Source organism: Vibrio sp. OPT20 (genome assembly GCF_963889365.1).
In the GTDB taxonomy this organism is placed as follows: domain Bacteria; phylum Pseudomonadota; class Gammaproteobacteria; order Enterobacterales; family Vibrionaceae; genus Vibrio; species Vibrio splendidus.
This window is the reverse complement of record NZ_CAWPOA010000031.1, coordinates 774,701-801,215: the sequence shown is the minus strand read 5'-3', so window position 1 is coordinate 801,215 and position 26,515 is coordinate 774,701. Positions and strand designations below refer to the sequence as shown.

Genomic DNA, 26,515 nt, shown 5'->3' with positions numbered 1-26,515 from the left:
TAAGGCTAATTGATGAGTCCAAACGCACGGGGCAGAGCCAAACTAATTTCAGGAATAAAAGTAATGGCCAACAGTGTGACGATCAATACGGCACAAAACGGCATGATACTTCTTATAACATTCTCAATCTTGGAGCCACTGACACTACAACCTACAAATAGCGCCGTACCAACGGGTGGCGTTGCAATACCAATACATAAGTTGAAGATAATCATCATCGCGAAGTGAATTGGATGCATGCCTAAATGCTCAGCAATCGGCATAAAGATAGGGGTAAAGATCAATACGGCTGGCGTAAGGTCCATAAACATACCCACAATTAGTAGGATTAGATTCATCAGAATAAAGATGATAATCGGATTATCTGAAATAGAGAGCATCCAATCGCTGATCATGGTTGGTAGACCGGTAAACGCCATTGCCCATGACATGATGGTTGAAGCACCAATCAAGAACAGCATAATGCCAGTGACCTGAACGGTTTCTCTACAAATTATCGGGAAGTGTGCCCATTTGAGAGTTCGGTAACAGAGTGACAGTATAAAAGAGTAAAGAACCGCTATACACGCCCCTTCTGTCGCAGTGAAAACACCACCAATAATACCGCCAATAACCACAACAATAAGCCCTAAGCTTGGCGTTGCTTGCCAAACAATATTCAGCACATCTTTCGCTGTGAAGCCGTCATTGGCACTTGTTTTATATCCTTTCTTTTTAGCGATGAAATAGGCGACGACCATACAACTTAAGCCCATTAAAATACCTGGGACATAACCTGCGATAAACAGCGCCGCAACGGATGTGCCACCCGATACCACTGAAAATACGATCAATGAATTACTCGGCGGTATTAGTAAGCCTGCCGGGCAAGATGCAACGTTTACTGCTGTTGCTAAGTTTTTATCATAACCATCTTTTTCTAATTCAGGGCCTAAGGTTTTACCAACCGCAGCAGCAGCTGCAACGGCTGATCCTGAAACAGCGCCAAACATCATATTAGCGAAGATGTTGACGTGAAAAAGTGAGCCCGGGATCCAACCAACCAAGAGCTTTGCAAGGTTGATGAGTCGACTCGCGATGCCACCCACATTCATTATGTTCCCCGCGAGAATAAAGAAAGGGATGGCTAATAAACTGAAACTATCGATACCGGTAATGATTTTTTGACCCGCAGTAATACTGGCGACTTCAAACGGTAAGATGAAATACATGATCGTTAAAGATGACATGGCAATTGCAATCGCAATGGGCATGCTAATCGCGATCATGAATAAGAATAGGCCTAGCAGCCAAACACCAATGGACAAATCCATAATATAGAGTCCTTTTAAAACTTACTTTTTGTTGGGTTCACAAAAAAGATCAAACGTATTCATGACCAAATAGATGAGGATAATAACGGCTGAAATCGGCAATATTGAATAAACCGTCGACATCGGTAATTGCAGTGCTGGAGAGAGTTGTTGTGTGGTTCTTCCCATTAGGGCGATGCCACCTTGAAGCATTGCTAGAAATACAAATGCGCCAGAAATGATATTGATGAGTACATGTAATGCGATATGTGCTTTACCCTTAAGATAACCATCCAATAACGTTATTGCTAAGTGTCCTTTGATACCGAATAAGTAGCTTGCCCCTAATAAGCCAAGCCATACCATCGCATAACGAGCAAGTTCATCAGTCCAGTTACTTGGATCATTCAAAACATAACGACTAAAGACCTGCCAAGTGACAGTAACAACAAGTAACATGAGTGCAAAAGAAGAGACAAAAAGAATCAGCCTATCAAGTAGGTTTCTGAAAGTTGCTAACATGGTGTGATACCTCAAAAAATTTTGCCTTAGCAAAGCCAAGGCAAAATTATATTTTCACTAAGACTGATTAAAGAGCTTCAATTTTTTCAATGAATGGAGCTAGTTTTGGATCTTTTTTCGCCTCATCAATCATAGGTTTAACAGCTGCACGGAAAGGGGCTTTATCAACTTCAACAAACGTTACGCCTTCTTTCATTCCTTTCTCTTTGTTCATGTCATCTGTTGCGTCCCAGATTTTGATCTGCTCTTCAAGAGACTCAGCAGCAGCTTCTTTTAAGATTTTTTGCTCTTCTGCCGTTAATGAACCCCATTTGTATTCTGAAATGATGATCACGTCAGGTGTCATCATGTGCTGGTCCATAGAGTAAAATTTGGCAACTTCGCTGTGTTTCATTTCAACTAAGCTAGAAATATTATTTTCAGCACCGTCAATTACGCCTTGTTGCAGCGCCGTGTATACCTCATTGAAAGGTACAGGCGTTGCTTTACCACCTAATAGGTTAACCATTTCCATCATGGTTGGAGAACCCGGAACTCGAACTTTCATACCAGCGAGATCAGCCGGTGAGTTAATGGCTTTTTTAGCGTAGAAGCTACGTGTGCCTGAATCGTAGAATGTAAGACCGATGAAGCCTTTACCTTCACTTGAAAGCAACATCTCTTGTGCAGCTTCACTTCGCATGAAGGTTCTCATATGTGGAACGTCACGGAATAAGAAAGGCAGTGCATTAACCTTAAACGTTGGTTCAAAAGATTCGGCTAACCCACCATTGATTTTGGCCATATCAATCGCGCCAGTAACAACTTGCTCCGCTTGGTCACGTTCAGAGCCTAATTGACCGTTTGGAAAGATCTTAATCGTAAGGTCACCATTCGATTTTTCTTTAACTTTATCAGCCATGATCACCATGCCTTGGTGAGCTGCGCTTTCTAATGACATTGCATGCCCTAAGGTCAAAGTTTTTGCTTGAGCGCCAAATGCCATCAGAATTGATGCCGCTGCAATCGTCAGTAGGTGTTTTTTCATGTTCTTCTCCAGAATCCATTTTGTAAGAGGTACAGTTTTTATATGACACGTTCTAGCTGAGCTTGAAATCTAACGTTCTATTGCATACTGCTCATGACCGTAACGTTTCATTACAATATTCTTACCTTCATATATTTTGTATTACAATACTATATGTATATTTTGCGAGCTAAGGTTCATCTATTTGCCAGAGAGCTGAATTGATTGTGATACCAATCATATTTGGCACCAATTAGACCATTAAGCAGTCTAACTTCGGATTTTTGGGGAATTCCGATCGCTTTCAACTGCTTTTAGAACAGTCTATTAGCAAATAATTATGCGCAAGTTTGTGTTATTTTAAGATCTTAAAATCAGTAATTAAGCACGGACAAAGAAGGTCTCATCGATTGAAAAAGCGAGTCGTGAAATGCGGTTTCTGAGGTGGTAGAGGTAAGGTTTTAGACTGAGCGTATGGAACAAGAGTGGATAAGCAGGGATAAAGACAACGGTGGGTATCTTACTAGGACGAATTGTTTGTAACAAAAATCCGAGAGCCTCACAGCCCTCGGATTTTGTTGGTGGTCTAGTTTTTAGGCGTTAGACGAATTACAAATCAGCGCCATAAATATCAAACGTGAAGTACTTAGCGGCGATCTTGTCGTAAGTACCGTTCGCTCTGATCTCTTCAATCGCGGCATTGAATTGTTTCGCCAGTTTTGAATCCTGCTTTCTTAGTGCTAACGCCGTACCTTCGCCAATGTAGGCTTTGTCGGTCACTGCTTTACCTTTGAACTCAAAGCCCTCGCCTTCTTTCTTATCTAAGAAAGCTAATGACAGTTGATCCGAGTTGCCGAAGGTTAGATCTAGACGGCCGTTTTGCAGATCCAGATAAACTTCATCTTGGCCGGTATAGCGTTTAATGTTTGCCACATCGCCAAACTTGTCTGTTACGTAGCGATCGTGAATCGTGCCTTGCTGAACACCGATGGTTTTACCTGCTAAGCCTGCCTCATCGACGCTGAACTCGGCGCTTTTAGCAGCAACAAACACGGCTGGCGTTTGGTAGTACTTATCGGTGAACAAGATTTTGCGCTTACGCTCTTCGGTAATACGCATCGAAGCCATGATCACATCTGATTTTCTTGCCAACAAACTTGGAATCAACGAATCCCAGCTTTGCGATACCCACGTGCAATCCAACTTCGCTTGCTCACACAAGGCGTCAGCTATCTCAATATCAAACCCGACAGGCACACCGTCACTGTTTTTATAGTTGAATGGCGGATACGTAAAGTCCGACGCCAAACGGATTTCTTTCGCCTGTACCGTTGTACCAAGTAAAGCGGCCGCACAAGCGAGTCCTAGTATTATCTTTTTCATCATTGCCATCCTAGATATGATCTTTATCGAGTTGAGATTGAGTTTCTTTATGTTGAGATTGTTGAATTTGTTTGCCTTGTTGATTCTTGTCTAATTCGGTTTGGTAACGTGTTAGTGACGTTATCACTTCTAACATGCTCTCTTGGCTACCAATACTGATTCGAACACAGTTACGCAAAGCAGGTTCGTGGTTTTGATTCCTTGTCACAATGCCATCCTTCGCCAATACACTGAACACTTGATGCCCAGGTTTTTGACGCAGCAAAATAAAGTTCGTCGATGAAGGGTAAACCGACTCGATGAAATCAAACTGCGTTAACTCACAAGCAAACCAGTTACGTAGTTCGACCAGCTTTTGTGTCACGTCTTCCATCACTGAAACTCGTTCATCAGACAAAGCGTCTAGCACTATTTGAGATGAGCAATCCGGCATCGGATACGGTGGAATCAGCTTCGCGACATACTGCATCACATTTTGACTCGCTAAGATAAAACCACAACGAACCGCAGCCAGTCCAAACGCCTTAGACAAGGTGCGAATCACTACCAAATGCGGATAACGCTCAATAAGGCACACCGCTGACGTTTGTGGTTCAAACTCGATATACGCTTCATCGACGACCACTAGAGATTTTCCAATCGTGCCTTCCAGTACCTGAATCAAATCCGATTTGGGAATCACATTGCCCGTTGGGTTATTTGGTGAGCAAAGAAACACGATATTAGCCAACTTCGCTTTGTTCACAATATCAGTGACGTTAAGGCTGAAGTCTTCCTGCAATGGAGAATCCAAGGTATTAATCGCCAATGCATCGGCGCAAAACTCATACATTGCATACGTTGGTGAACAAATAAGTATATTGTCACTCGCTGGCTTACAGAATGTTCTGATCAGTAAATCTATCGCTTCATCGGCGCCACGAACGGCAACCGTTGCAACATCAGTTCCGCAATACGCTTGATAAGCTTTGGCAATATCTTGCGGTAAAAAATCTGGGTATCTATTGTGGCTTGCTTCTCCTGGAAACAACGAGCTTTCCAATTCATTGGCGTTTAGCCAGACTCGTCCATCACCACCAATTCTTCTTGCCGATTGGTAAGGTATTAATTTTTTTACAGCCTGAGGTACTAAACTATCGATAAAAGATGTCAAGAAGCTATCCCTTTCACAAAATCACAATGTCTTCACCACTGCCTTCATATTCAAAAAATGTGACTTATACACATATTGAATCACAAATGATGATTAAGTATTTACATTCAAACAGAACACTATTGATAAATGAATCGAAATAATCACATAATAGCCATGATAAAAAGTCATAGGTAAAGATATGAATCGCACACTTCCTTCAACTAAAACCTTGCTCGCGTTCTTGTCGACGGCAAGGCATCTCAACTTTACGCGAGCGGCACATGAGCTCAATGTTACGCAAGGTGCAGTAAGTCGTCAGGTATTGTCGTTTGAAGAAAGCCTTGGCTGTGATCTCTTCTATCGCCATGCTCGAGGATTGTCTTTAACGCCGAAAGGAGAAGAACTGGTTCCCCTGATACAAGGAACGATTCATCAACTGCAATCGGCTCTCAATCAAGTGGCAAGTTCTCCCTCGAAGATCAAACTCAACGCCCCCAGCTGTATTACCTCTTGGCTGCTACCCAAGTTGATGTCTTTTCAGCCAGCCTACCCTGAAATTGATGTCGAGCTCACGTCGACCATCAAGCACGTTTTTGAACCAAGCTTTGACCCGTTTGACGCCGTAATCACCTATGGTAAGAAGCCAAACCAACAATCGATTGTGAGCCAGTTATTGTTCAACGAGCAGCTGGCTCCGGTCTGCCAGGCGCAAAGCATTACTCAGGGCCATCTTGTAAGTAGCGCTTCTACTATCATCAAGCCACACAAGCTCGCTCAATACACTTGGTTACACGCCAACAATGAGCAAAGTGATTGGCGACTTTGGTTAGAGCACATAGGAAGTCATGACCTTTCAAGTAAGAACAACCAACAATTCGCGACACTTGATCAAGCGATGAACGCAGCCATTCAAGGGTTTGGCATTGCCATAGGCGACATCACGCTGGCTAAGCAAGATATTGATTTGGGCAGGTTGGTGAAAGTGAGTGAAGGCAGTGTCTTTTCTGGAAATGGTTACTTCTTGCTGCAGCCTAAGAATCGACAAAATACATCTTTATCTACGCTGGTTGATTGGCTTGTCGATTAGCGGCAATCATCGTAGATAGAAGCACACTATAAATGGCAGTAGAGCGTCATAATGAGAATTTCATCGTTCTCAAAATGAAACTATTCTATGTCTGTTACGTATTGGTTGTCTGAGAACAGAACGTACCTTGCTTTAACTATTTGAAAAGAAGTTCAATTCTATTTGGTAGGGAAAATGTTCCGTTCAATTAGAGAAAATGGCATTCGAATTGCTTTGTCATAGATAACCCAACCAATATACAGCAGGTTGCAACAGTTTCACTGCAGCTTGTCACGGAGGATAGGCTATGACCTTACAAAGACATACGTATTACGGCTTGATTCACCATGGAATTAAAACCTTATTAATGGACAGAATTGGCCACTTCACAGAGCGTGAATATCACGAGTATCTCGACCTAACGACAGGCAAATCGACGTGTTTTGCCATGAGTGAGCAAGAGCTCGAAAACACCTTAGACAGCTTAAAGAGCGAAGGTTACCTTGAAGATATCAAGAAGCTAATACCTCGCTACCAAACCACATCAATGCGATAACGTTATCCAACTCGATGATGAAAAGATCCGACTAGATAAAGCATTTACATGGAATTAATTAGCACCCAATTGTCTCGGGCTATTTAGCATCGAGACAGTTTTCGTTAGACTGTCTACAACTCAACTAACTGGACAGTCAGTGCCACATGAAGCAAATCCTTGATTTCATTCCTCTCATTATTTTCTTTGCGCTGTATAAGATGTATGACATCTACACGGCTACAGGTGCATTGATTGTTGCTTCCGCAGTACAAATCGTTTTGACATACGTCATCTACAAGAAAGTAGAGAAAATGCAGATCATCACATTTCTGATGGTTGCCGTATTTGGTGGCATGACCATTTTCTTGCACGATGACAACTTCATTAAATGGAAAGTAACCATCGTTTATGCATTATTCGCTATCGGCCTGACCGTCAGTCACCTAATGGGCAAGTCAGCGATTAAAGGCATGCTGGGTAAAGAGATCACACTTCCTGAAGCGGTATGGAGCAAGATCAACTGGGCTTGGACTTTGTTCTTTACTCTATGTGCCATTCTCAACGTTTACGTTGCTTTCAGCCTACCCTTGGATGTTTGGGTAAACTTCAAAGTGTTTGGCTTACTGATCGCTACTTTTGCATTTACCTTGCTAACGGGTGTCTATATTTATAAGCATTTGCCAAAAGACCAGCATCTACAAAAAGATCAGCATTTGCCAAAAGAACAGCATCTACAAAAAGATCAGCAGAAAGAGTTAACGGATAAAAATACCGACGAGAAGTAACCCTAAGGGATGAGTCCTCATCCCCTTTTTGATACAATTATTATCAATATGCTATTTAACAGTGGCCAATGATACTCGTGATCATTGGCCACTGATTGTTTGTGTTCGGTGAATACGTTAAAAATACGACCACCGCGAACCCCGCAAACACATCTATTTAAATTTAAAACAATCAATACCATTAAGAGTACAACAATGACTATTCAATCAACTTTGAACCCGATTGGTTCTTTACTTCTTCGCACTTTGGCGATGCCTTCTGATACCAATGCAGCAGGCCAGATTTTCGGTGGTTGGATAATGTCTCAGCTCGACCTTGCTGGCGGGATACTGGCGAAAGAGATCTCTAACGGCAAGATAGTCACGGTTTCAGTATCGGGTATCGAGTTCAAACAACCAGTTTCAGTGGGTGATGTGGTATGTGTTTATGGTGACTGCACCAAGATTGGTCGCAGCTCGATGAATATCGACCTAGAAGTATGGGTTAAGCCGGTACTTGATCACGGCATCGGCGATCGTTACAAGGTATGTGGCGCGACATTCAACTACGTTGCTGTAGACGAAAGCGGTAAACCCCGCCCAATTAATAAATAGTACTTTCGACGACCCTATCGCACTTTAAGGTCTTTAGTCGTTTCGATTAAAAATGCTAAAGACCTTCTCACTCTCCCGCACCATTTCACAATTTCTTATCATTAGCTCTTCCAATACCAATTAGTTCGCGTAAATTAGCAAGATAGCGAATTTAAACGCCCTCAATTTAGTGAAGTAAAATAAGGATATCTCAATATGTGGTACGTGATTTTTTCTCAAGACGTCGAAAATTCATTAGAAAAACGCCTAAGTGTTCGCCCACAACATCTAGAACGCCTACAAACACTTCACGATGAAGGCCGCCTTTTGACAGCAGGTCCAATGCCAGCGATTGATTCAGATAACCCTGGTGAAGCGGGCTTCACAGGTTCTACTGTGATTGCTGAGTTTAATTCTTTAGACGATGCACAGGCATGGGCAGACGCAGACCCGTACATTGCTGCAGGTGTCTACCAAAATGTGATTGTTAAACCATTCAAGAAAGTATTTTAACGTGAAAAAATGGATTATCGGTTCACTGGCCGCTGTTCTGCTTGCAGGCTGCAGCTCATCAAGTGAACAAGACAAACAAAGACAGCTAGAAATGATGGCGCAGCATCGCGCTGGCGTTTTATCCGCAGGCTTGCCGATTGAGTATGGTCCGCTATCGGTCATGCGCGTGCTAGCAAAAAACACGGTTATCGAAATCATGATGATCTACAACCAAGATGCAAAAGGTGCTAAACCTTTAAACCAAGTTGTAGACATGAGTGTGAATAGCTACTGCACCAACTCTGAAGTAAGAGCAAACCTCGACATGGGCTTGGCTTACAACATCAAGATTCGCAACACTCGCGGACAACTGATCGTTGAGAAGCTGATCAGTAAAGATACGTGTCAAAGTAGCAGCTAGTTTCTAGCTCGAGATTCGAACAAGTATAAAACCAGAAGGCCTCGCAAATGCGAGGCCTTTGTTGTGGTTCATCGTGGGTTAACGGATCAATCAAAATCTTAGACTGAATTATACCTCAGCTGATTCCCACTCTTTACGCAGTGTCTTAGTCGCCGACACAAGGTTTGTCAGTGCGGCTTCTGTTTCTGCCCAGTTACGGGTCTTCAAACCACAATCAGGGTTTGCCCACAAACGTTCTGCTGGGATTTTTTCTGCCGCTTTCTTCAGTAAATCAACAATCCACTCTTCTGAAGGAATGTTTGGTGAGTGAATGTCATAAACACCCGGTCCAATCGCATTCGGGTAGTTAAACTCTTCAAACGCTTTCAGTAGCTCCATATTCGAACGAGAAGTCTCAATGGTAATCACGTCGGCATCTAGTGCGGCCACTGAATCAATGATCTCATTGAACTCGCTGTAACACATGTGGGTATGAATCTGAGTTTCTGGTTTAGCACTCGCTGCTGAAATCTTAAAGGCATCCACTGCCCACTCTAAGTACTCTGCATGGTCGCGCTTTTTCAAAGGCAAACCTTCACGAATGGCAGGTTCATCGATTTGAATGATGTTGATCCCTGCATCTTGCAAATCAGACACCTCATCACGCAGAGCAAACGCCAGTTGGTTAGTGATCTCTTTGCGTGAGATGTCTTCACGTGGGAATGTCCAACATAGAATAGTGACGGGTCCTGTCAGCATGCCTTTCATCTGCTTCGAAGTCAGAGATTGTGCATAGGTCGACCATTCCACCGTCATTGGTTTTTCACGCTCGATATCCGCGACCACAATCGCGGGCTTCACGCAGCGAGAGCCATAGCTTTGTACCCAACCAAACTTGGTGGTTTGAAAGCCTGCTAGGTTTTCTGCAAAGTACTCCACCATGTCATTGCGCTCGGCTTCGCCATGAACAAGCACATCTAAATCAAGTGCTTCCTGACGTTTGACCGCATCCGCGATGTGGCCTTTTAGTGCGTTGGTGTATTCCGCTTCACTCAATTGACCAGTGCGGTAAGCACTACGCTGAACTCGGATCTCACCTGTTTGTGGGAACGAACCAATAGTTGTAGTTGGTAATAACGGTAAGCCGAGAACTTCAGACTGATGCGCTGCGCGTTCTGCGTATGGAGCACTGCGCTCTGCTAGTGCTTTAGTAATGGTATTGAGTCGAGCTTGAACTTGCGGCTTGTTCACATGCGTCGCGCTCTTACGTGCAACGATAGGTTGGCTGTAAGTCTCACACGCCAAAATGGCATTTTGATCACCGTCTAACGCCGCACCCAATAAGCTCACCTCGGTCACTTTCTGTTTTGCAAAGGCAAACCAACTCTTCACTTCTTCGCTAAGCGTCTCTTCTAACTCAAGGTCGACCGGGCTATGCAGCAGTGAACATGAACTTGCGACCCATAGTTTATCGCCTAGCTTTTCTTTCACAGGTTGCAGTAACTCAAGCTGAGAAGCTAAGTCTGCTCGCCAAACATTGCGTCCATTGATTGCACCCGCAGAAAGTACCCAATCTTCCGGTAACTTATTCGCCACTTCATCGAGTTGCTGCGGTGCGGCAGCCAAATCGATGTGTAAGCCGTTGACGGGCAACTCCACGATCTTGCCCAACGTATCAGTCACAGAATCAAAGTAAGTGGTCAGCAATAGTTTTACATCGCCTTGAATCACTTGATAAGCCAACTTGAATGAATCTGCCCACCGCTTTTCAAGTTCCAGAGAAAGGATAGGTTCGTCGATTTGCACCCACTCAACACCTAACTTGGCAAGTTTAACCAAAATCGCTTGGTAAGCAGTAAGCAAACGTGGAAGCAATGTTAAACGCTCAAAGCCCTCTTCCACTTCTTTACCTAGATATAAGTAAGACAGCGGGCCGAGAAGGACTGGCTTCACCTTATGCCCGGCTTTAATCGCTTCATTCACTTCATCAAACAGCTGCGGCCAGCTCACTTCAAAGGTGTCGTCTTTACTGAACTCAGGAACAATGTAGTGGTAATTGGTGTTGAACCATTTCGTCATGTCGGAAGCAGCCGAACTGTCTTTAGTGCCATCATTAGACGTATGCGTACCACCGCAGCAAGTAGACTGAACTTGAGACTGACCGCGACCTACACGGAACAAGGTATCCAGATCTGGGAAGGCTTTTTCATCTTCTGGTCCACCAGCATGACGTTTTGGCACATGACCTAGAAGTAGAGTCGTTGTTAGAACATGGTCGTACCATGCGAAGTCACCCGCAGTTGCAAAGCTTAGATTCGCGTCAGCTTGTACATTCCAGTTACGATTTCTTAATTCGCTGCCGAGTTGCTTGAGCTCAGATTGATCGATTTCACCGCGCCAGTATTTCTCGAGCGTGAATTTAAGTTCGCGTTTTTCACCAATGCGTGGGTAGCCAAGAATATGCGTTGTTGTTGTCATGAGTCTGTTCCTTATTCGATAATTTTAATTTCCGGTCAGACTGCCTTTGATGATTTCACTTTCCCATAAAGGCGTCTGGATGGCTAAACTATCGCCCTAATCCGATCTATGGACAACGTCCAAATATTCATCTTGTTTATTAATAATATTCATCTTGAATCATCCAAAGATGAACAGTTTAAATCCATCTGGACATCTAGACGTTTACAAAAGACCAAAAACACCGTAGGGTGATTATTAAGAAATATTGAATTGGCTTAGGGAATATGAGGAATACTCATGATAGAGCTTAAACACCTTCGAACATTGACCACCTTGAGAGACAGCGGATCGTTAACAGCCACTGCGACCTCTCTTCACCTGACTCAGTCGGCGCTTTCTCATCAATTAAAAGACCTTGAAGCGCGTATTGGCGGTCAGCTTTTCCTACGAAAAACTAGGCCAGTGAAATTTACCTCTGAGGGTGAGATCTTGCTTAAGCTCGCGGATGAGATACAGCCAAAGATTGCTAAAGCAGAGAATGAGTTGGCGAGCCTAAAAGAGGATGTGAATGGCCGATTGCACATGGCGATCGAGTGTCACTCATGCTTCCAATGGCTAATGCCCGCGTTGAAAGAGTACCAAGTTGCTTGGCCAAGCGTGACGCTAGATTTCTCTTCAGGGTTCGGGTTCGAGCCTCTACCGGCATTGATGGCAGGTGAGTTAGATTTGGTGATCACCTCCGATATACAGCCCCGTTCTGAAGTTCACTACGAACCGCTTTTCGATTTTGAGATGCGTCTTATCACCGCGATCAACTCTCCTTTAGCCGAAAAGCCGAGTATCGAACCGCAAGATCTTAGTGATATCACGATGCTCTCGTATCCAGTTCAAAAGCAGCGTCTCGATGTAGTGAAACACTTTTTGCAACCTGCAGGCGTTGAACCAAAGAAATGGAAACAGGCAGACAACACATTAATGTTGGTACAAATGGTATCAGCTGGCTTAGGGGTCGCAGCATTACCAAACTGGGCGATCAGTGAATTTTCAAGGCAAGGACTCATTGCCAGCAAACCATTAGGCAAAGGGCTTTCAAGAAGGTTATTCGCAGCGGTAAGAAACTCAGAAAAAGACAAACGTTACCTACAAGCTTTCTTTAGCACGGCAAGACAGCAAAGTAAGAGTCACCTAGATGGCATTGAAGTCGTTTAAGATGCGCGTTGTTGGGTTAGTTTATGCCAGCGTTGAACCAGATAGGAATGCGCCAGAAACAAAAAAGTCACAGATTATCTGTGACTTTCTTCTTTTAGCTTTAGTACCGACGATAGCGGTACTTGTTCATTCACGATACTGGCTCACTCTCGATAACTAGTTCATTCTCGATAACTGGCTCACAATCGATAGCTAGTTCATTCTCGATAACTGGCTCACAATCGACAGAACATGCGCCAGTTTGCTGCTTATCTTGGATAAGACTTAAACTGGTTAGTTAATGGATCGTATTGATAGCCAAGCATATCAAGCTTACCTACAACACTTTCTATATCCATTTCATACATACTGATCAGCTCTTCAAAGCTATCGCATTCTAAGCGAAGTTTTTCATTCACGATTCCCAGCAAAATAATGCTATCGAAACCTTTGACGTTGCTTAAATCCATCCCATACTCCTAACGAACACACCGACTAGATTTAAGTTTAGAACGCTTACCAACACCACGCTAAAAAACAGATCACACTTTTTCGATTCAACACCGAAAGGCTTGTGAGATCAATAACCGCCTACATCGCCCAAACTGGCGTTAAACCAACGGCCGCCACCAATAACATCAACAATGAAATAGTCAGCTGAAGCTTTTCAGGGGTTTTGACGAACAATAGATGCCAACACCACACTACGATAGCTGAGATTAGCAAAGCAAAGCTAAACAGTAGGGTTGAAATCAAGGGCTCTAATTGAGCTTCAGACAGAGAATAAACATTTACGACCGTCGCCAAAACCACCAGCATGCCTGTTAATACGCCCACAACAGGCAGAACACGGTGAAATGCTTGTAAGCGTGTTCTCGCAATCGTCAGCAGTAAATGACCAAACGCAGACCCCAACAGTGCCACTAGCAGTAAAGTAGTAATAATACCGACGGTGGTTGCTTGCTCAGTCGCTTGGATAGCAACGTATGACAGCGCCAAACCACATGCAAGGTACATCACCCAAATAGGACCAGAATCACGTGTCTTCTTAGTTTGAACTTGAGAATAGAAATAAAAGATCGCGAACACGACAAGAAACGCTTCAATTCTTAATGAAGCAACAGCAAGCCAAAGCACGCCAATCGCAGGTAACATCTTGTGAATACGGCCACGTTGTCCCGGGCAAATATCCCCTTTTACCAAGATGAGGGTTAAGATCAGTTGGGCTCCTAATAGCATCGGAGCAAATTGTACTAATAATGATTCGACCATTGTGGATCTACTTCTTCAGACTTATTTTCGCGAATAATATCAAAAACTGCTGCGAACACTAATCAAAATCACAAATTAGCGACGTTATTCAAGGCTTCAACTATGCTGTTGTATGGTTCTTTTGTCAGCATTATCTGCAAAATGGCGAAAGACATCAGAACTAACAGGGGCATGTTCTACTGGCTAGTCTAGGCTCATGCCGCTATAATTCCCGCCTCAAAAATCAGAGGTTGAAATATGTACAGCGATATCACTCCTATTCATGAACACAAAAAATACTGGGCCGAGTGCTACGGAACAGCACCCTTTTTGCCTACCAGTAGAAAGGAGATGGATGCTCTTGGATGGGATAGCTGTGACATTATTATTGTAACTGGTGACGCTTATGTCGATCACCCGAGCTTTGGTATGGCTATCATTGGCCGTTTGCTTGAAGCTCAAGGTTTCCGCGTGGGCATCATTGCCCAACCAAAGTGGGACAGTAAAGATGCCTTTATGGAACTGGGTCGACCTAACCTATTCTTCGGCATCACAGCGGGTAACATGGATTCCATGATCAACCGCTACACCTCTGATCGCAAACTTCGTCACGACGATGCTTACACGCCAAACAATGAAGGTGGCAAGCGTCCTGACCGTGCAACTCTGACTTATTCTCAACGTTGTCGTGAAGCCTACAAAGGCACGCCAATCGTTCTTGGTGGTATTGAAGCAAGCTTACGTCGCGTTGCGCACTACGACTACTGGTCTGATAAAGTTCGTCGCTCTGTATTGTTTGATGCAAAAGCAGACATTCTTCTTTTCGGTAACGCTGAGCGTGCACTGGTTGAAGTGGCACACCGCATTGCCGATGGCGAAGACATGTCTACGCTGACCAATATCCGCGGTACTGCTATCAACCTGCCTGCAGCGCCTGAAGGTTACAAAATTATCGATTCTTCTCGTATCGAAAAACCGAACAAAGCCTACGTTCCGGTTAACCCGTACGAAGTAGAAACACAATGTGATACCAAGAAAGATGAAAAAGAAGAAGTAAAGGCGCAGCCAATTACTATTCGTCCTTCTCGTCACGATGCAAAAACAACCGCGGTTCGTATCCCTGGTTTCGAAAAGCTCAATAACGACCGTATTCTTTACGCTCATGCTAGCCGTATTCTGCACCTAGAGACTAACCCGTATTCAGGTCGTGCTCTTATTCAACGCCACGGTGACCGCGAGCTATGGGTAAACCAAGCGCCAATTCCTCTTGCAACTGAAGAGATGGATTACGTGTTTGGCCTTGCTTACAAGCGTGTTCCTCACCCTATGTATGGCAAAGCGAAAATTCCTGCATACGACATGATCAAAACCTCGGTTAACATCATGCGTGGTTGTTTTGGTGGTTGTTCTTTCTGTTCAATCACAGAGCACGAAGGTCGTATCATCCAGAACCGTTCGAAAGAATCGATCTTGGATGAAATCGAAGACATTAAAGATAAAGTACCTGGCTTTACCGGTACCATTTCTGACTTGGGTGGCCCAACGGCGAACATGTATCGTCTAGGTTGTTCTGATCCTAAAGCTGAAATTAACTGTCGTCGCCCATCATGTGTGTTCCCTAAAATCTGTGAAAAACTGAACACAGACCACCAGTACACCATTGATCTTTACCGCTCAGCGAGAAAGGTTCCGGGCATCAAGAAAGTAATGATCGCATCAGGCGTTCGTTATGACCTTGCGATTGAATCTCCAGAATACGTTCGTGAGCTTGTAACTCACCACGTTGGTGGTTACTTGAAGATTGCTCCAGAGCATACTGAAAAAGGCCCTCTGGATCTGATGATGAAACCGGGCATGGGCACTTACGATCGTTTCAAAGAGATGTTCGAGAAGTACAGCGCTGAAGCGGGTAAGAAACAGTACCTAATTCCTTACTTCATCTCTGCTCACCCGGGCACGGAAGATGAAGACATGCTTAACCTTGCGTTGTGGCTGAAAAAACATAACTACGAGTGTGACCAAGTACAGAACTTCTACCCATCGCCAATGTGTAATGCGACGTCGATGTACTACTCAGAGACTAACCCTCTGAAGCGCGTGAAATACAAAAAACGTGAAGATGTTCCAGTGCCTAAAGGTGATCGTCAACGTCGTCTGCATAAAGCACTGCTTCGTTACCACGATCCAGAAAACTGGAAGATCATCCGTGAAGCACTGATCAGCATGGGCAAAAAGCACCTAATTGGTGACAGAGCGAACTGCTTAGTACCAGAAGAAGATTTTGAAGCTCAGACACCGGCACAGCGTCGTAAGTCTGGTCGTCACGGCTCACAACGTTTTGCAACTAAGCACAGCAAAGCTCAACCGGGTCTTGGCGGCGAAAGTCCACGTAACCATTCTAAGCCAGGTGGCAATAAGCCTAAACCGGGTGGTAAGAAGCCAACAGGTAGCCAAGGTAACGGCAATCAGGGCAATCAGGGCAATCAGGGCAACGGGAAGCAGAACGGTAATGGTAATAAACCAGCGACTGGCTTCATCAAAAAAGCCCCTGCTAGTCAGCAATCTCAAGGCAATGGCGGCGGAAATGGCAAGCCAAACCGCAACAAAGCGGGCAATGGTCAAGGTGGTAAACCAGCAAGTAACGGAAAGAATCGCCAGCGCGCAACACAGCGTTAATATCGCGAGCCGATTTACTTCACTATCGTAAAAATACAAAGCGCAGCTATTTAGCTGCGCTTTTTTGTGTCTGTTACCAATATTTTTAATTGGCTAATTGATTACAAGAGAGCTTAACGGGTGAAGACCCAATACTGACTAAACAAATAGTTAGTGACCATGCCCACCAAGATACCAACGGCCATTGCGATAAATACAGCCCCAGTAAATGCAGGAAGCAATTCAGTCATCAGCTTAAAGCACAGCAAATTAGGTATCGCCGATATCGATGCGGAAAACATGAACTTTTGCCACTGAATCAACTTCTCTGACCAACTACCCTGCCCTTTGAAGTCAAAAGTTAGCACTCGATTACCAAACCACGTTGTCGTTGCGGCTGCAATGAAAGATCCTATCCGTGCACTCATCAAAGGCAGCCCAACGGCATAATGCAGTAACGCAAAAACTAAGCAATCAACAACAAACCCACCAATCCCAACCACAGCAAATCGAACTACCTTGTGGTGGGACTGTAACCTCTGACTTTGCGTTTGAAGCTTGTTGTTGAACATTCGTAACCCCGAGTTAACGCTGAACATCGCTGCCACTTTGAATGTGACTCAACGATAGATTTGGCTTGATGCTTGAGCTATGACAGCTGAATAAAGCACGCTTTATTTTCACCGTTGGCTCTAGAATACACGTTAATGCGTTCTCTTTAATCTTGGTTTCCACTTCAGATCTTTTACCAATCAGGTAGAACTTATCAATGCCATCTAGCTGCTCGATATCGAGAAGTTTTTTCGCTTGACCATGACTGTAAAATTGCCCAGAGAATGGTCGTTTACCCACGTAAAAGCTTGGCGCAGAATCCGTAATCTGTTCGAAGATAATACGGTCACTTTTCTCGTTCGCCTTGCCGAGATTCAGGTAGACCATCGCAATCATTAGTAACACGGGTAGAACCAAAGCCACGCTCGAGAACCACTTCTTATCTTTTTCCACTACGAGTATAGCAATCAACAAGCCAAGAGCCGGAATACCTGGCAGGACGTAAGCTGGGAGAATATTGCCCGCCATAGTGAAAAGAATCAGAGGTGAAATCAACCAACAGACAAGAAATGAAAACAAGCCGCGATTTTCAGTATTAATTTCTGCAATTTTCTTACGTCGAGCAAATGCCAATATAGGTAATACAATCGACCACGGCGCAGCCGCTTGAAGCCAAAACAGCCAGATCATACCTCTTGCTTGGTCATGGGCAGAACCATATAAATCGCCCTCCCAGCCACTCACAACAAAACGCTTAAAGTGCTCGCCAACAATAAAGTAATCAATAAAGCCCGGTGTTGCCATTTCAGCCATGATGTACCAAGGCAAAGCAATCGCTAGCATCACACCCAAGCCAGACAACAATGGAAAGCGTTGCCAAAGCACTTTGAAAGCGCCAAAGAAGCCATGTTGTAATACTAACCAAGGGAAAACTGCGATAGCCATGATCACAATCGCTACTGGCCCTTTTGCAAGCAAGCCTAGTGCTAAGCCAATGAAACCAACATAACCCCAAGATCGATTAGTCTTCGCACTGCCTTCACCTTTCCAACCCTCTCCTCCTAGCCAACACAAGTAGAAGCCTAACATGGCAATGGTCATCGCTAAGGTTAATGCTATGTCTGTCATCACAGCGCCCGCGGCAATAGAGAAAATACCGCATGTCGCCAACACTACCGCGGCAACCAACGCACTTTGCCCAGTTCGCTTCGCCATGTAAGCGGTTAACAAAATTGTCGCTACTCCCGCTAACCAGTGAGGTGCACGAACAGCAAACTCACTCAAACCAAACAGCTCAATACCAGCAGCACTCATCCATGTGAACAACGGTGGCTTGCCCCAAAAAGGAATGCCGTAATCAAACTGAGGTGTTAACCAATTGCCGGTTTCCACCATCAAGCGAGCCATTTCTCCGTAGCGCGCCTCCGTAGTATCCATTAACGGATAAGTCGCCAAAGATAGGAGTCTTAGAACCAGTGCAAAAGCCAACAAATACCATAGGTGCGTTCTGTTCAGGCTCATGCTGACTCCTCTAATTTGAAATGTGTTTTTAATGCAGGTGTATCGACCACCGACTGAATCAGATACAGAGGGCGATTCTTGGTTTCGATAAAAATACGACCTATGTACTCACCCATTAAACCAATACTCAGGAGTTGAATACCGCCAAGGGCAAGTTGCACGACCATCATTGACGGGTAACCCGTGATAGGCTCGCCAAACATAGTGGTTTTGAATACGATAAAGACGCCATACACAAAAGCAGTAAGTGCCACTAAACCACCAATGGCCGTCGCAATACGCAGAGGTCGGATAGAGAACGAGGTAATCCCATCCATCGCCAAACCGATTAATTTGAGGTAGTTCCACTTGGTCTCACCACAGAAGCGAGCATCACGCTTAAATTGGAGCGTCGCTTGTCGGAAACCCGGCCATGAAAAAATGCCTTTCATGTAGCGGTTACGCTCTGGAAGCTGATTGATATGGTCGACAACTTCCCGGCTTAACAGTCGGAAATCACCCACATTCTCAGGAACATCAATCTTCGCCGCCACATTCATTACTTTGTAAAAGCTCGCTGCTGAAAACTTCTTAAACCATGTTTCACCGTCGCGCTGGCTACGCTGCATATTGACGACGTCATAACCTTCGCGCCACTTGGCAATCATTTGCGGGATAAGCTCAGGTGGATCTTGTAAGTCAGCGTCTAGCAAAATCACCGCTTGTCCACGACAGTGCTCGAGGCCTGCGCTCATCGCTGATTCTTTGCCAAAATTACGGCTTAAACCGATAACAGAAATTGAGCTATTGATTGAAGTGAATGAACTCACCAACTCCAAGCTGCTGTCTTTGCTACCGTCATCGACATAAACGATTTCACTCTTGATGGGCAAGCTATCAAGCACCTTGGTAAGGCGAGAGTGGAACTCTTCCAATACCTCTTGTTCATCGTAAAAAGGCACAATGATAGACAGAGAAACCGCAGGGTTGATCTGCGATGTAGATATCTTAGGGCGGCTTATATGAAGTTCAGACATAATACGTTCTTCTATTTTTTAATCTGAATCCAATCTACCCTCCCATAAGTGAAAGTTATGTTATTGACATATTTTTCACGCTCACTCAGGATAATGTTACCGTCTATTTCTGTATGAGAATCAAAATGAAACGAGTTCTATTAGTCGAAGATAACCGTGAAATCGCAGGTGTCTTGTTTGATTATTTTGAGTGTATTGGTATGGAACTCGATTATGCGGACAACGGCGAACTCGGCCTGCAACTCGCGTTGGAAAACTCATTTGATATCATCATATTGGATCTGATGTTGCCAAGAATGGACGGCCTCACGGTTTGTAATAAACTGCGAGACCAAGGCAACGCAACGCCTATTCTAATGCTTACCGCGTTAGATAGCCGCGATGATATGTTGAAAGGGTTTGAGCATGGTGCCGATGACTATCTAACCAAACCTTTTGATTTGGATATTTTGGAAGCCAGAATGAACGCTCTTGTTCGTCGTTACCGAGGAAAAGTGGCTTCTTCTAAGCTTCAATTTGATGAACTCACTATTGATCAAAAAACCCGTAAAGCCTACCGTAAAGACAAACTGCTCGCGCTTAACCCAACGACTTACACCATCCTTGAGATGCTGTGCCAAAAAGCACCTGAAGTAGTGACTCGTGAAGATATTTCCTACAAGCTATGGCAAGAAGACGAACCCAACAACGATGTGTTACGTAGCCATATCTATCAACTGCGTAATCAACTCGACAAGCCTTTTGACACCCCAATGTTGATTACCGTTCCTAAAGTTGGATTCCGTCTGGAGCCATCGAATTGATTTCAAATGTTCTGACAAGCACCAAAACACTCACAGGCCGCCTAGCGCTTTTCTTTGGGTTGATGGCCGTGATTGTATCTGCATTCGTCTATGTCGTTTTTGTTGCCGCGCTTTACATGTCAGAAGATCGGGTCGGTGAAAGACGCATCCTGATTGACCGAGATTATGCGGTAAGGTTATTTCAAGCAGGAGAAAGTGGTGAGTTAAGAATAGATGATTTGACAATCGCCTATAACGATCCTTCATTCATTCCTGCCGAATATTACAAGTTTATTAAAGATAAAGAGAGCTTCATTGGTGAAGTCGGCGAAGAACCAGAATCTCGTATGGTGTATGTGGGAGAATACACTGACGAAGGAGAAACCTTTCCAATTATCCTGCTTTCCGAGATAGACCTTGTTGAGTTAGATGTTTCTGAACTCATGTACGCGACCACCTTTGTACTCACACTGCTTTCTATCTTGATTTTTGGCTTTGGTGCGTTGCTCTATCGCCTATCTAAGAGACTGATTGAGCCCTTCAACTCTCTTTCTGAACAGCTTGAGTCGAATAAGCTCAACCTTAATGAAGAGTTTGATGTCAGTGAAGGTGCAGCTGTTGAGTTTCGTCAGTTAACAAACCAACTCAATCAATACCGTAGAGAAATCAATTCCTTGATCAAACGTGAACAGGCGTTTGCTCGTTATTCAAGTCATGAATTAAGAACCCCACTAACGGTCGCTCGTGGTGCGAATAAATTGCTATTAAGAAGCGAAACAACGGAATTTCAATCTCGTCAGGTTGAGCGCATCGATGAAGCCATTATCCAGATGTCAGAAATGGTCGATGCCCTGCTCGGTTTAGTTCGTTATGAAAGAAACAGTGACGATGCCCCACTGCGCTTGTTTAGTCAGCAAGAGTTAGAAGCTATCGTTTCCAAGAATTCATTACAGGCGGATGAGAAGCAAGTCGAGATATCCTTACACATTCAATCAGAGCCGACCATTCAAGCCACCAGCGCGATCATGAATATGTTGGTCGGCAACTTATTGAGGAATGCCATTGCAGCGACCAATAGTGGCACTGTCACGGTTACCCTGTCTGAACAGAGCATTGTGATTGAAGACCAAGGTGAAGGCCTTCAGGAACAATACAATCCGAATGGTCATGGATTAGGTTTATTGATTGTCGACGACTTGTGCCAACGCTTCCATTGGGGCTTTGAGTTGGTCAATCGCAACTCTGGAGGGTGCACTGCCAGAATCGCCTTTCAGACAGATTCAACCTCATCTAAACAAACATCTACATAAACATCAACTAGATCAGCACCAAATAAACTCTTAGAGCTGTACTCAATATCCGACGAAAACTTGATTTAGTTGGTTTACAGCACTTGCAGGCTACTAGATACTTGTTAGTCCTATTTGAACTAAAAATGCTGGCTTCTTAGTCAGCATTTTGTCTAAGCGCGATGAAACTAAATAATAGCCCTGTAACTCAACATCAATACAACGACCACACCTTTTTCTTAAAGCGTGACGATCAGCTCCACTCTCACTTTTGTGGCAATAAAGCCAGAAAGTTCATGAAGCTACTGGAAGACGAACACCCGAATACGACAACCTTAATCAGCTACGGTTCTGCGCAAGCTAACTCTCTATTCTCACTCGCTGCACTTGCAAAAATTAAAGGCTGGACGCTTGAGTTTTACGTTGACCACCTTCCTCAATGGCTACAAGAACGTCCAATCGGCAATTACCGTGGCGCTGTAGACTTGGGCGCTAAGGTTATTTCAGTCAAAGAGATGAGCTCTGAGCTTCATCCTCAGGAGTATATTGAGCAAATAAGACAGCCAGATTCTCAGTGCATTGTATTGCCTGAAGGTGGACGCTCTCAGCTTTCTGAATACGGCGTGAAGCAACTGGCGATGGAAATACTCAGCTGGACGCGTTTCGAAAACAAACACGATTTCGTGGTCGCACTACCAGCAGGAACCGGCAGTACGGCTCTGTATCTGCATAAGCATTTAAAAGTGCACAGCATCCCGGTGTTAACCTGTGCGTGTGTTGGCGGCAGCGACTATTTAACGCAGCAATTCAATGAACTTGGCGAATCCGATCACCCACAGATTTTACCGCTCAAAACCAAGCACCACTTTGGTAAGTTGTATCAACAGGACTATCAAACCTGGTTGGATCTACAAGAACAAACGGATATTGAATTCGACCTACTCTACGACCCATTGATGTGGCAATGCCTAGAGCGATGGCAAGAAGACAACCCAACCAAAACCGTCATCTATATCCATCAAGGTGGCATCTTAGGTAATGAGTCGATGTTGCCGCGCTATCAACGTAAGTATCCAGAGATGAGCATTAGCAAAACCAAAACCAACGCATCTTGGTAATTGTTTTCCTTTATTCCCCAGCTTAGCTATTCAAATTTTGGTAAGCTGAAAACATCACAAAACAGCCATCGCACTCCCTCTCGATGGCTATTCATCAGCAATAGCCACCGGCTATCCCTGCCATACATTTCAAGTTAGAAACAGAAATATGGCGAGAATCATCGCGTTATCTATACTTTCGATTGGAACGTCAATTGTCATCGAAAGGAATAACGCATGCGAACACTCACCACGCTAGGCTTGTTTTCAGTTTTACTGCCCTTCTCTGCGATTTCAGGAGAAAACATCACTTACCAAGTCGATGGTATGGATTACGAAGGTTATTGGAGTGAGGCCAGCGATCAAGCGCCTTTGGTGCTGCTCATACATGATTGGGACGGCTTAACTGATTACGAAAAGAAACGTTCTGAGATGCTCAACGAACTCGGTTACAACGTGTTCGCCATCGACCTATTCGGTAAAGGCATTCGCCCGACCGAAGTGAAAGACAAAAAACAGCACACAGGCGAGTTGTATAAAGACAGAGAAAAAATGCGTGCACTACTTAATGCGGGAGCGATGGAAGCGAAAAGGCTTGGTGGTAACTTAGATAACAACGTGATGATGGGTTACTGCTTTGGCGGCGCTGCCGTTTTAGAAGCCGCTCGTGCGGGTATCCCATCAAAAGCTTATGTCACCTTCCATGGCGGTTTATCGACACCAAAAGGACAAGACTACTCTCAGACCAAAGCTCCGGTTATCGTGTTCCATGGCACAGCAGATTCTATGATTACAATGGAAGATTTTGGCAGCCTTGCCGCTCAACTTGAAACAACCAAGGTTTCGCATGAAATGATCACCTACAGTGGTGCGCCACATGCCTTTACCGTATTCGGCTCAAACAACTATCAACAAGAAGCTGACCAAAAATCGTGGGATAGATTTACTCATGTGCTAGAAACCACCACCAGATAACCTTCGACACCCACCCAGAAAAAACAACCCCATTCTAAAACTTAAGAATGGGGTTACTTTCACCATCATTACATCATGTTGTTACAAATAACGATGAATACTCAAGTCATCTGTTTTGATATCACTTGAAGAACCACTGACTACACTTGCCAAGATCTTCCCTGAACCACACGCCATCGTCCAACCCAATGTTCCATGGCCCGTATTGGTAAATAAGTTCTTAATCGGAGTCTTGCCGATAATAGGCGTGCCATCTGGCGTCATTGGTCTTAGCCCAGTCCAATACTCTGCCTTTGAAAAATCACCCGCTTGTGGAAAGAGATCTTTGATCACCATATCAATCGTGGCTTTGCGTTTTTCTGGGATTAGGTAGTCAAAACCAGCGAGCTCTGCCGTACCCGCAATACGAATTCGGTCATCAAAACGCGTCATCGCCACCTTGTAGGTTTCATCCATTACAGTAGAGGTTGGTGACTTATCTGCATTCACGATCGGTAGCGTTAGCGAATACCCTTTCACTGGATAGACAGGTATCGACAAGTCGACTTGCTTCAACAAGTCTCGAGAATAGCTTCCTGAAGCGACCACGTAAGCGTCCGCTTTGAAGTCACCTTGAGTCGTGGTAATACTTTCAATGGTTTGATTCTGATGATTGAGCTTGACCACTTCAGTATCAAACACGAACCTAACACCGAGTTGCTTGGCTTTCTCAGTTAAGGTTAAACAGAATTGATGGCAATCACCGGTTTCATCATGTGGTAAATACAGGCCGCCAACCAGCTTATCTTTCACATCTGATAAACCTGGTTCAATGGATAGGCATTGCTCAACATCAAACAACGAGTGCTCAATTCCACTTTCTTTAAGCAGCTTCATATCTTGCTGAATGAAATCCAATTGCTTTTCGCTTCGAAACACTTGTAGCGTCCCTTTCTGCCTACCTTCATAAGCCAATTGCTCACTGGTTCTTAGCTCAGTCAGACAATCTCGGCTGTAGTTTGCGACTCTCAGCATCCGCGATTTGTTCCGTGCATATTTAGCTTCGTTGCAGTTGGCGAGCATCTTCGTCGCCCAAGAAACCAACTCAGGAGAAAGCGAAGGCTTTACTTTGAGAGGGGCATGTTCTTGGGTTAACCATTTCATCGCTTTCAAAGGGATACCAGGCGCCGCCCATGGTGAAGAATAGCCATAAGAAATTTGCCCTGCATTCGCAAAGCTGGTTTCTTTGCCACTGCAATCTTGACGATCAATAACCGTGACCGAGTGACCTTCTTTCGCCAGGTACCAAGCACTGGTCAATCCAATAACACCGCTGCCAATTACAATAACTTCCATTCTCTTCCCCTAATGCCGACAAAGCCAAAACCAGTTGAACACAGTTGTCAGTGTAAAACTCGTTTCGTTAATGATTTGTAACTTATTCCGCACGTGTTGACTTAACAATAGGTAGAGTGTTGACAAAAACTCAATTCGACTTAAAAACGAATTCGGCAGTTTGGAACTGTGATATTGGCGGTATTTGGGAGCTTGGGAGGGATCGTTACATAAATCTACTATGCCTAGATATTGTAAGCGTCATGACTCAAGAAAGTGGCGTTCTCGAGTAGGAAATCCAACAAGGTTTCGGCCTGTAACGTAAGTGCGCGACCTTTCAAAGATTGAACCTTAACCGTCGCCTTCGATAGCATCTCCAACTCGGTCGCAACCACTTCGATCTGCCCAGACTTGATCTCATCGATCACGGTGAGTTTGGGCATAAAGGTTACGCCCAACCCTGCTGAAACAAAGTTAGTCAGTGCGGTTACCGAATTGGTTTGAAGCTTTGGCTGCAAGGTAAGATGGGAAAATTGTTCGGCCTGCTTTACCAGTCTCCCCATGCCGGTCGAGTTATCGATCAAGGCGAGAGAAGCATCTTTAATATCTCGCAGTGTCACAGGTGCACTTTTCATCGTCAGGGAGTGTCCTTTCGGAGCAATCAATTCCAGCGGATGGCTGCGTTCAACGTGGGAGTGCAGTTTAGGGTGCGGTGCAGATGCATAGGTTATCGCAAAATCTATCTGTTGATCTTCCAACATTTTTACGGCGTCCAATGCCCCAGCAATCTCAATTGATAAGTTGATATCAGGGTATCGAGCCATGAAGGTTTGCATCGGCTTTGACACCAAGTTGGTAATAAACCCTTCACCGATGGCAATGCTGACATTGCCTCCTTTGAGGTTTTTAAGCTTGGTTAGTCGAGCAAGTACTGCGGCCTCTCCACGAACAATGGAACGGTAGTAATTCAGCAGTTCATTACCCGCTTCAGTTAACAGTGATTGGCGGTTGTTGCGCTCCCATACTTTCATTTCCGCTTGCGCTTCTAACTGTGTCAGCATTCTACTCATCGCGGCAGGGTCAACGTTCATCATCTTAGACGCCTTACGTAACGACCCGTATTTCGATAAAGCATTAAGGTATTCCAGCGCACGGATATTAAAGTGGTGCATTAAACTTCCTTGTGATTCAACTGACACTGATTCAAGCGTCTCACAAATTTA

The 26,515-nt window shown here is 44.4% G+C and carries 25 protein-coding genes; 12 read left to right on the top strand and 13 right to left on the bottom strand.

Annotated elements, in window-relative coordinates; genetic code table 11:
• Nucleotides 1–5: 5 nt before the first annotated feature.
• The 5 genes from AACR09_RS04740 to hisC form a co-directional block, all read right to left on the bottom strand.
• Complete coding sequence (locus tag AACR09_RS04740; protein WP_017083908.1) at nt 6–1,313, bottom strand: TRAP transporter large permease; 1,308 nt, start codon at nt 1,311–1,313, stop codon at nt 6–8.
• 21 nt (nt 1,314–1,334) lie between these two features.
• Entirely contained in the window at nt 1,335–1,814 is a 480-nt protein-coding gene (locus tag AACR09_RS04735) for a TRAP transporter small permease (protein ID WP_004736522.1), read from the bottom strand.
• Between the two features lie 67 nt (nt 1,815–1,881).
• The gene (locus AACR09_RS04730) at nt 1,882–2,841 is read right to left on the bottom strand and encodes a TRAP transporter substrate-binding protein (RefSeq protein WP_017076380.1); all 960 of its coding nucleotides are present in this window, start codon (nt 2,839–2,841) and stop codon (nt 1,882–1,884) included.
• Nucleotides 2,842–3,429: 588 nt separating this feature from the next.
• Complete coding sequence (locus tag AACR09_RS04725; protein WP_017085617.1) at nt 3,430–4,203, bottom strand: ABC transporter substrate-binding protein; 774 nt, start codon at nt 4,201–4,203, stop codon at nt 3,430–3,432.
• Nucleotides 4,204–4,213: 10 nt separating this feature from the next.
• Complete coding sequence (gene hisC, locus AACR09_RS04720) at nt 4,214–5,356, bottom strand: histidinol-phosphate transaminase (RefSeq protein WP_193836073.1); 1,143 nt, start codon at nt 5,354–5,356, stop codon at nt 4,214–4,216.
• A 181-nt stretch (nt 5,357–5,537) separates the two neighbouring features.
• Between hisC and AACR09_RS04715 the strand changes: the two genes are divergently transcribed.
• The 6 genes from AACR09_RS04715 to AACR09_RS04690 all read left to right on the top strand — a co-directional run bounded on the left by AACR09_RS04715 (nt 5,538) and on the right by AACR09_RS04690 (nt 9,213).
• Nucleotides 5,538–6,425 (top strand): LysR substrate-binding domain-containing protein, encoded by an 888-nt coding sequence (locus tag AACR09_RS04715; protein ID WP_193836072.1) that lies wholly within the window; start codon nt 5,538–5,540, stop codon nt 6,423–6,425.
• A 286-nt stretch (nt 6,426–6,711) separates the two neighbouring features.
• Nucleotides 6,712–6,960, top strand: coding sequence for a hypothetical protein (locus AACR09_RS04710; protein WP_004736516.1), 249 nt, complete (start codon nt 6,712–6,714; stop codon nt 6,958–6,960).
• Nucleotides 6,961–7,106: 146 nt separating this feature from the next.
• The gene (locus AACR09_RS04705) at nt 7,107–7,727 is read left to right on the top strand and encodes a septation protein A (RefSeq protein ID WP_017094464.1); all 621 of its coding nucleotides are present in this window, start codon (nt 7,107–7,109) and stop codon (nt 7,725–7,727) included.
• Nucleotides 7,728–7,922: 195 nt separating this feature from the next.
• Nucleotides 7,923–8,321, top strand: a complete 399-nt coding sequence (gene yciA / locus AACR09_RS04700) for an acyl-CoA thioester hydrolase YciA (RefSeq protein ID WP_004736513.1) — start codon at nt 7,923–7,925, stop codon at nt 8,319–8,321.
• A gap of 195 nt (nt 8,322–8,516) precedes the next feature.
• Complete coding sequence (locus tag AACR09_RS04695; RefSeq protein ID WP_004736512.1) at nt 8,517–8,813, top strand: YciI family protein; 297 nt, start codon at nt 8,517–8,519, stop codon at nt 8,811–8,813.
• 1 nt (nt 8,814) lies between these two features.
• Nucleotides 8,815–9,213, top strand: a complete 399-nt coding sequence (locus AACR09_RS04690) for a GspS/AspS pilotin family protein (protein WP_004736511.1) — start codon at nt 8,815–8,817, stop codon at nt 9,211–9,213.
• Nucleotides 9,214–9,321: 108 nt separating this feature from the next.
• Here AACR09_RS04690 and metE read toward each other — a convergent pair whose 3' ends face one another.
• Complete coding sequence (gene metE, locus AACR09_RS04685) at nt 9,322–11,670, bottom strand: 5-methyltetrahydropteroyltriglutamate--homocysteine S-methyltransferase (RefSeq protein WP_193836071.1); 2,349 nt, start codon at nt 11,668–11,670, stop codon at nt 9,322–9,324.
• A 279-nt stretch (nt 11,671–11,949) separates the two neighbouring features.
• Between metE and AACR09_RS04680 the strand changes: the two genes are divergently transcribed.
• A complete protein-coding gene (locus tag AACR09_RS04680; RefSeq protein ID WP_004736509.1) occupies nt 11,950–12,861 on the top strand; it encodes a LysR substrate-binding domain-containing protein in 912 nt (303 codons plus the stop codon).
• A 248-nt stretch (nt 12,862–13,109) separates the two neighbouring features.
• On the opposite strand, the gene AACR09_RS04675 is transcribed toward AACR09_RS04680, so the two are convergent.
• Nucleotides 13,110–13,310 carry a DUF4250 domain-containing protein gene (locus AACR09_RS04675; RefSeq protein WP_004736508.1) on the bottom strand — a complete coding sequence of 67 codons (201 nt, stop codon included), beginning with the start codon at nt 13,308–13,310 and terminating at the stop codon, nt 13,110–13,112.
• 121 nt (nt 13,311–13,431) lie between these two features.
• Nucleotides 13,432–14,112 carry a hypothetical protein gene (locus AACR09_RS04670; protein WP_193836070.1) on the bottom strand — a complete coding sequence of 227 codons (681 nt, stop codon included), beginning with the start codon at nt 14,110–14,112 and terminating at the stop codon, nt 13,432–13,434.
• A 330-nt stretch (nt 14,113–14,442) separates the two neighbouring features.
• Here AACR09_RS04670 and AACR09_RS04665 point away from each other — a divergent pair, with 330 nt between their 5' ends.
• Nucleotides 14,443–16,767: a YgiQ family radical SAM protein gene (locus tag AACR09_RS04665; protein WP_416222640.1), complete on the top strand. Its 2,325-nt coding sequence runs from the start codon at nt 14,443–14,445 to the stop codon at nt 16,765–16,767.
• Nucleotides 16,768–16,880: 113 nt separating this feature from the next.
• Here AACR09_RS04665 and AACR09_RS04660 read toward each other — a convergent pair whose 3' ends face one another.
• From AACR09_RS04660 to AACR09_RS04650, 3 genes are read right to left on the bottom strand one after another with little or no spacing between them, the layout of a single operon-like run.
• Nucleotides 16,881–17,345: a GtrA family protein gene (locus AACR09_RS04660; protein WP_108166354.1), complete on the bottom strand. Its 465-nt coding sequence runs from the start codon at nt 17,343–17,345 to the stop codon at nt 16,881–16,883.
• Nucleotides 17,332–18,819: an ArnT family glycosyltransferase gene (locus tag AACR09_RS04655; RefSeq protein ID WP_193836068.1), complete on the bottom strand. Its 1,488-nt coding sequence runs from the start codon at nt 18,817–18,819 to the stop codon at nt 17,332–17,334. Before AACR09_RS04655 ends, AACR09_RS04660 begins: the two co-directional genes overlap by 14 nt.
• A complete protein-coding gene (locus AACR09_RS04650; protein WP_102535652.1) occupies nt 18,816–19,835 on the bottom strand; it encodes a glycosyltransferase family 2 protein in 1,020 nt (339 codons plus the stop codon). The genes AACR09_RS04655 and AACR09_RS04650 overlap by 4 nt, the downstream gene beginning before the upstream one ends.
• 125 nt (nt 19,836–19,960) lie before the next feature.
• Between AACR09_RS04650 and AACR09_RS04645 the strand changes: the two genes are divergently transcribed.
• From AACR09_RS04645 to AACR09_RS04630, 4 genes are all read left to right on the top strand, one after another.
• Nucleotides 19,961–20,638 carry a response regulator transcription factor gene (locus AACR09_RS04645; RefSeq protein ID WP_004736501.1) on the top strand — a complete coding sequence of 226 codons (678 nt, stop codon included), beginning with the start codon at nt 19,961–19,963 and terminating at the stop codon, nt 20,636–20,638.
• Nucleotides 20,635–21,927: a sensor histidine kinase gene (locus tag AACR09_RS04640; RefSeq protein ID WP_193836067.1), complete on the top strand. Its 1,293-nt coding sequence runs from the start codon at nt 20,635–20,637 to the stop codon at nt 21,925–21,927. The genes AACR09_RS04645 and AACR09_RS04640 overlap by 4 nt, the downstream gene beginning before the upstream one ends.
• 161 nt (nt 21,928–22,088) lie before the next feature.
• On the top strand, nt 22,089–23,024 hold the full coding sequence (locus AACR09_RS04635) for a pyridoxal-phosphate dependent enzyme (RefSeq protein ID WP_193836066.1): 936 nt from the start codon (nt 22,089–22,091) through the stop codon (nt 23,022–23,024).
• 216 nt (nt 23,025–23,240) lie between these two features.
• The gene (locus AACR09_RS04630) at nt 23,241–23,978 is read left to right on the top strand and encodes a dienelactone hydrolase family protein (RefSeq protein ID WP_193836065.1); all 738 of its coding nucleotides are present in this window, start codon (nt 23,241–23,243) and stop codon (nt 23,976–23,978) included.
• A gap of 81 nt (nt 23,979–24,059) precedes the next feature.
• On the opposite strand, the gene AACR09_RS04625 is transcribed toward AACR09_RS04630, so the two are convergent.
• Nucleotides 24,060–25,313 (bottom strand): D-amino acid dehydrogenase, encoded by a 1,254-nt coding sequence (locus tag AACR09_RS04625; protein WP_193836064.1) that lies wholly within the window; start codon nt 25,311–25,313, stop codon nt 24,060–24,062.
• A 224-nt stretch (nt 25,314–25,537) separates the two neighbouring features.
• On the bottom strand, nt 25,538–26,464 hold the full coding sequence (locus tag AACR09_RS04620) for a LysR family transcriptional regulator (protein WP_193836063.1): 927 nt from the start codon (nt 26,462–26,464) through the stop codon (nt 25,538–25,540).
• Nucleotides 26,465–26,515 lie beyond the last annotated feature (51 nt).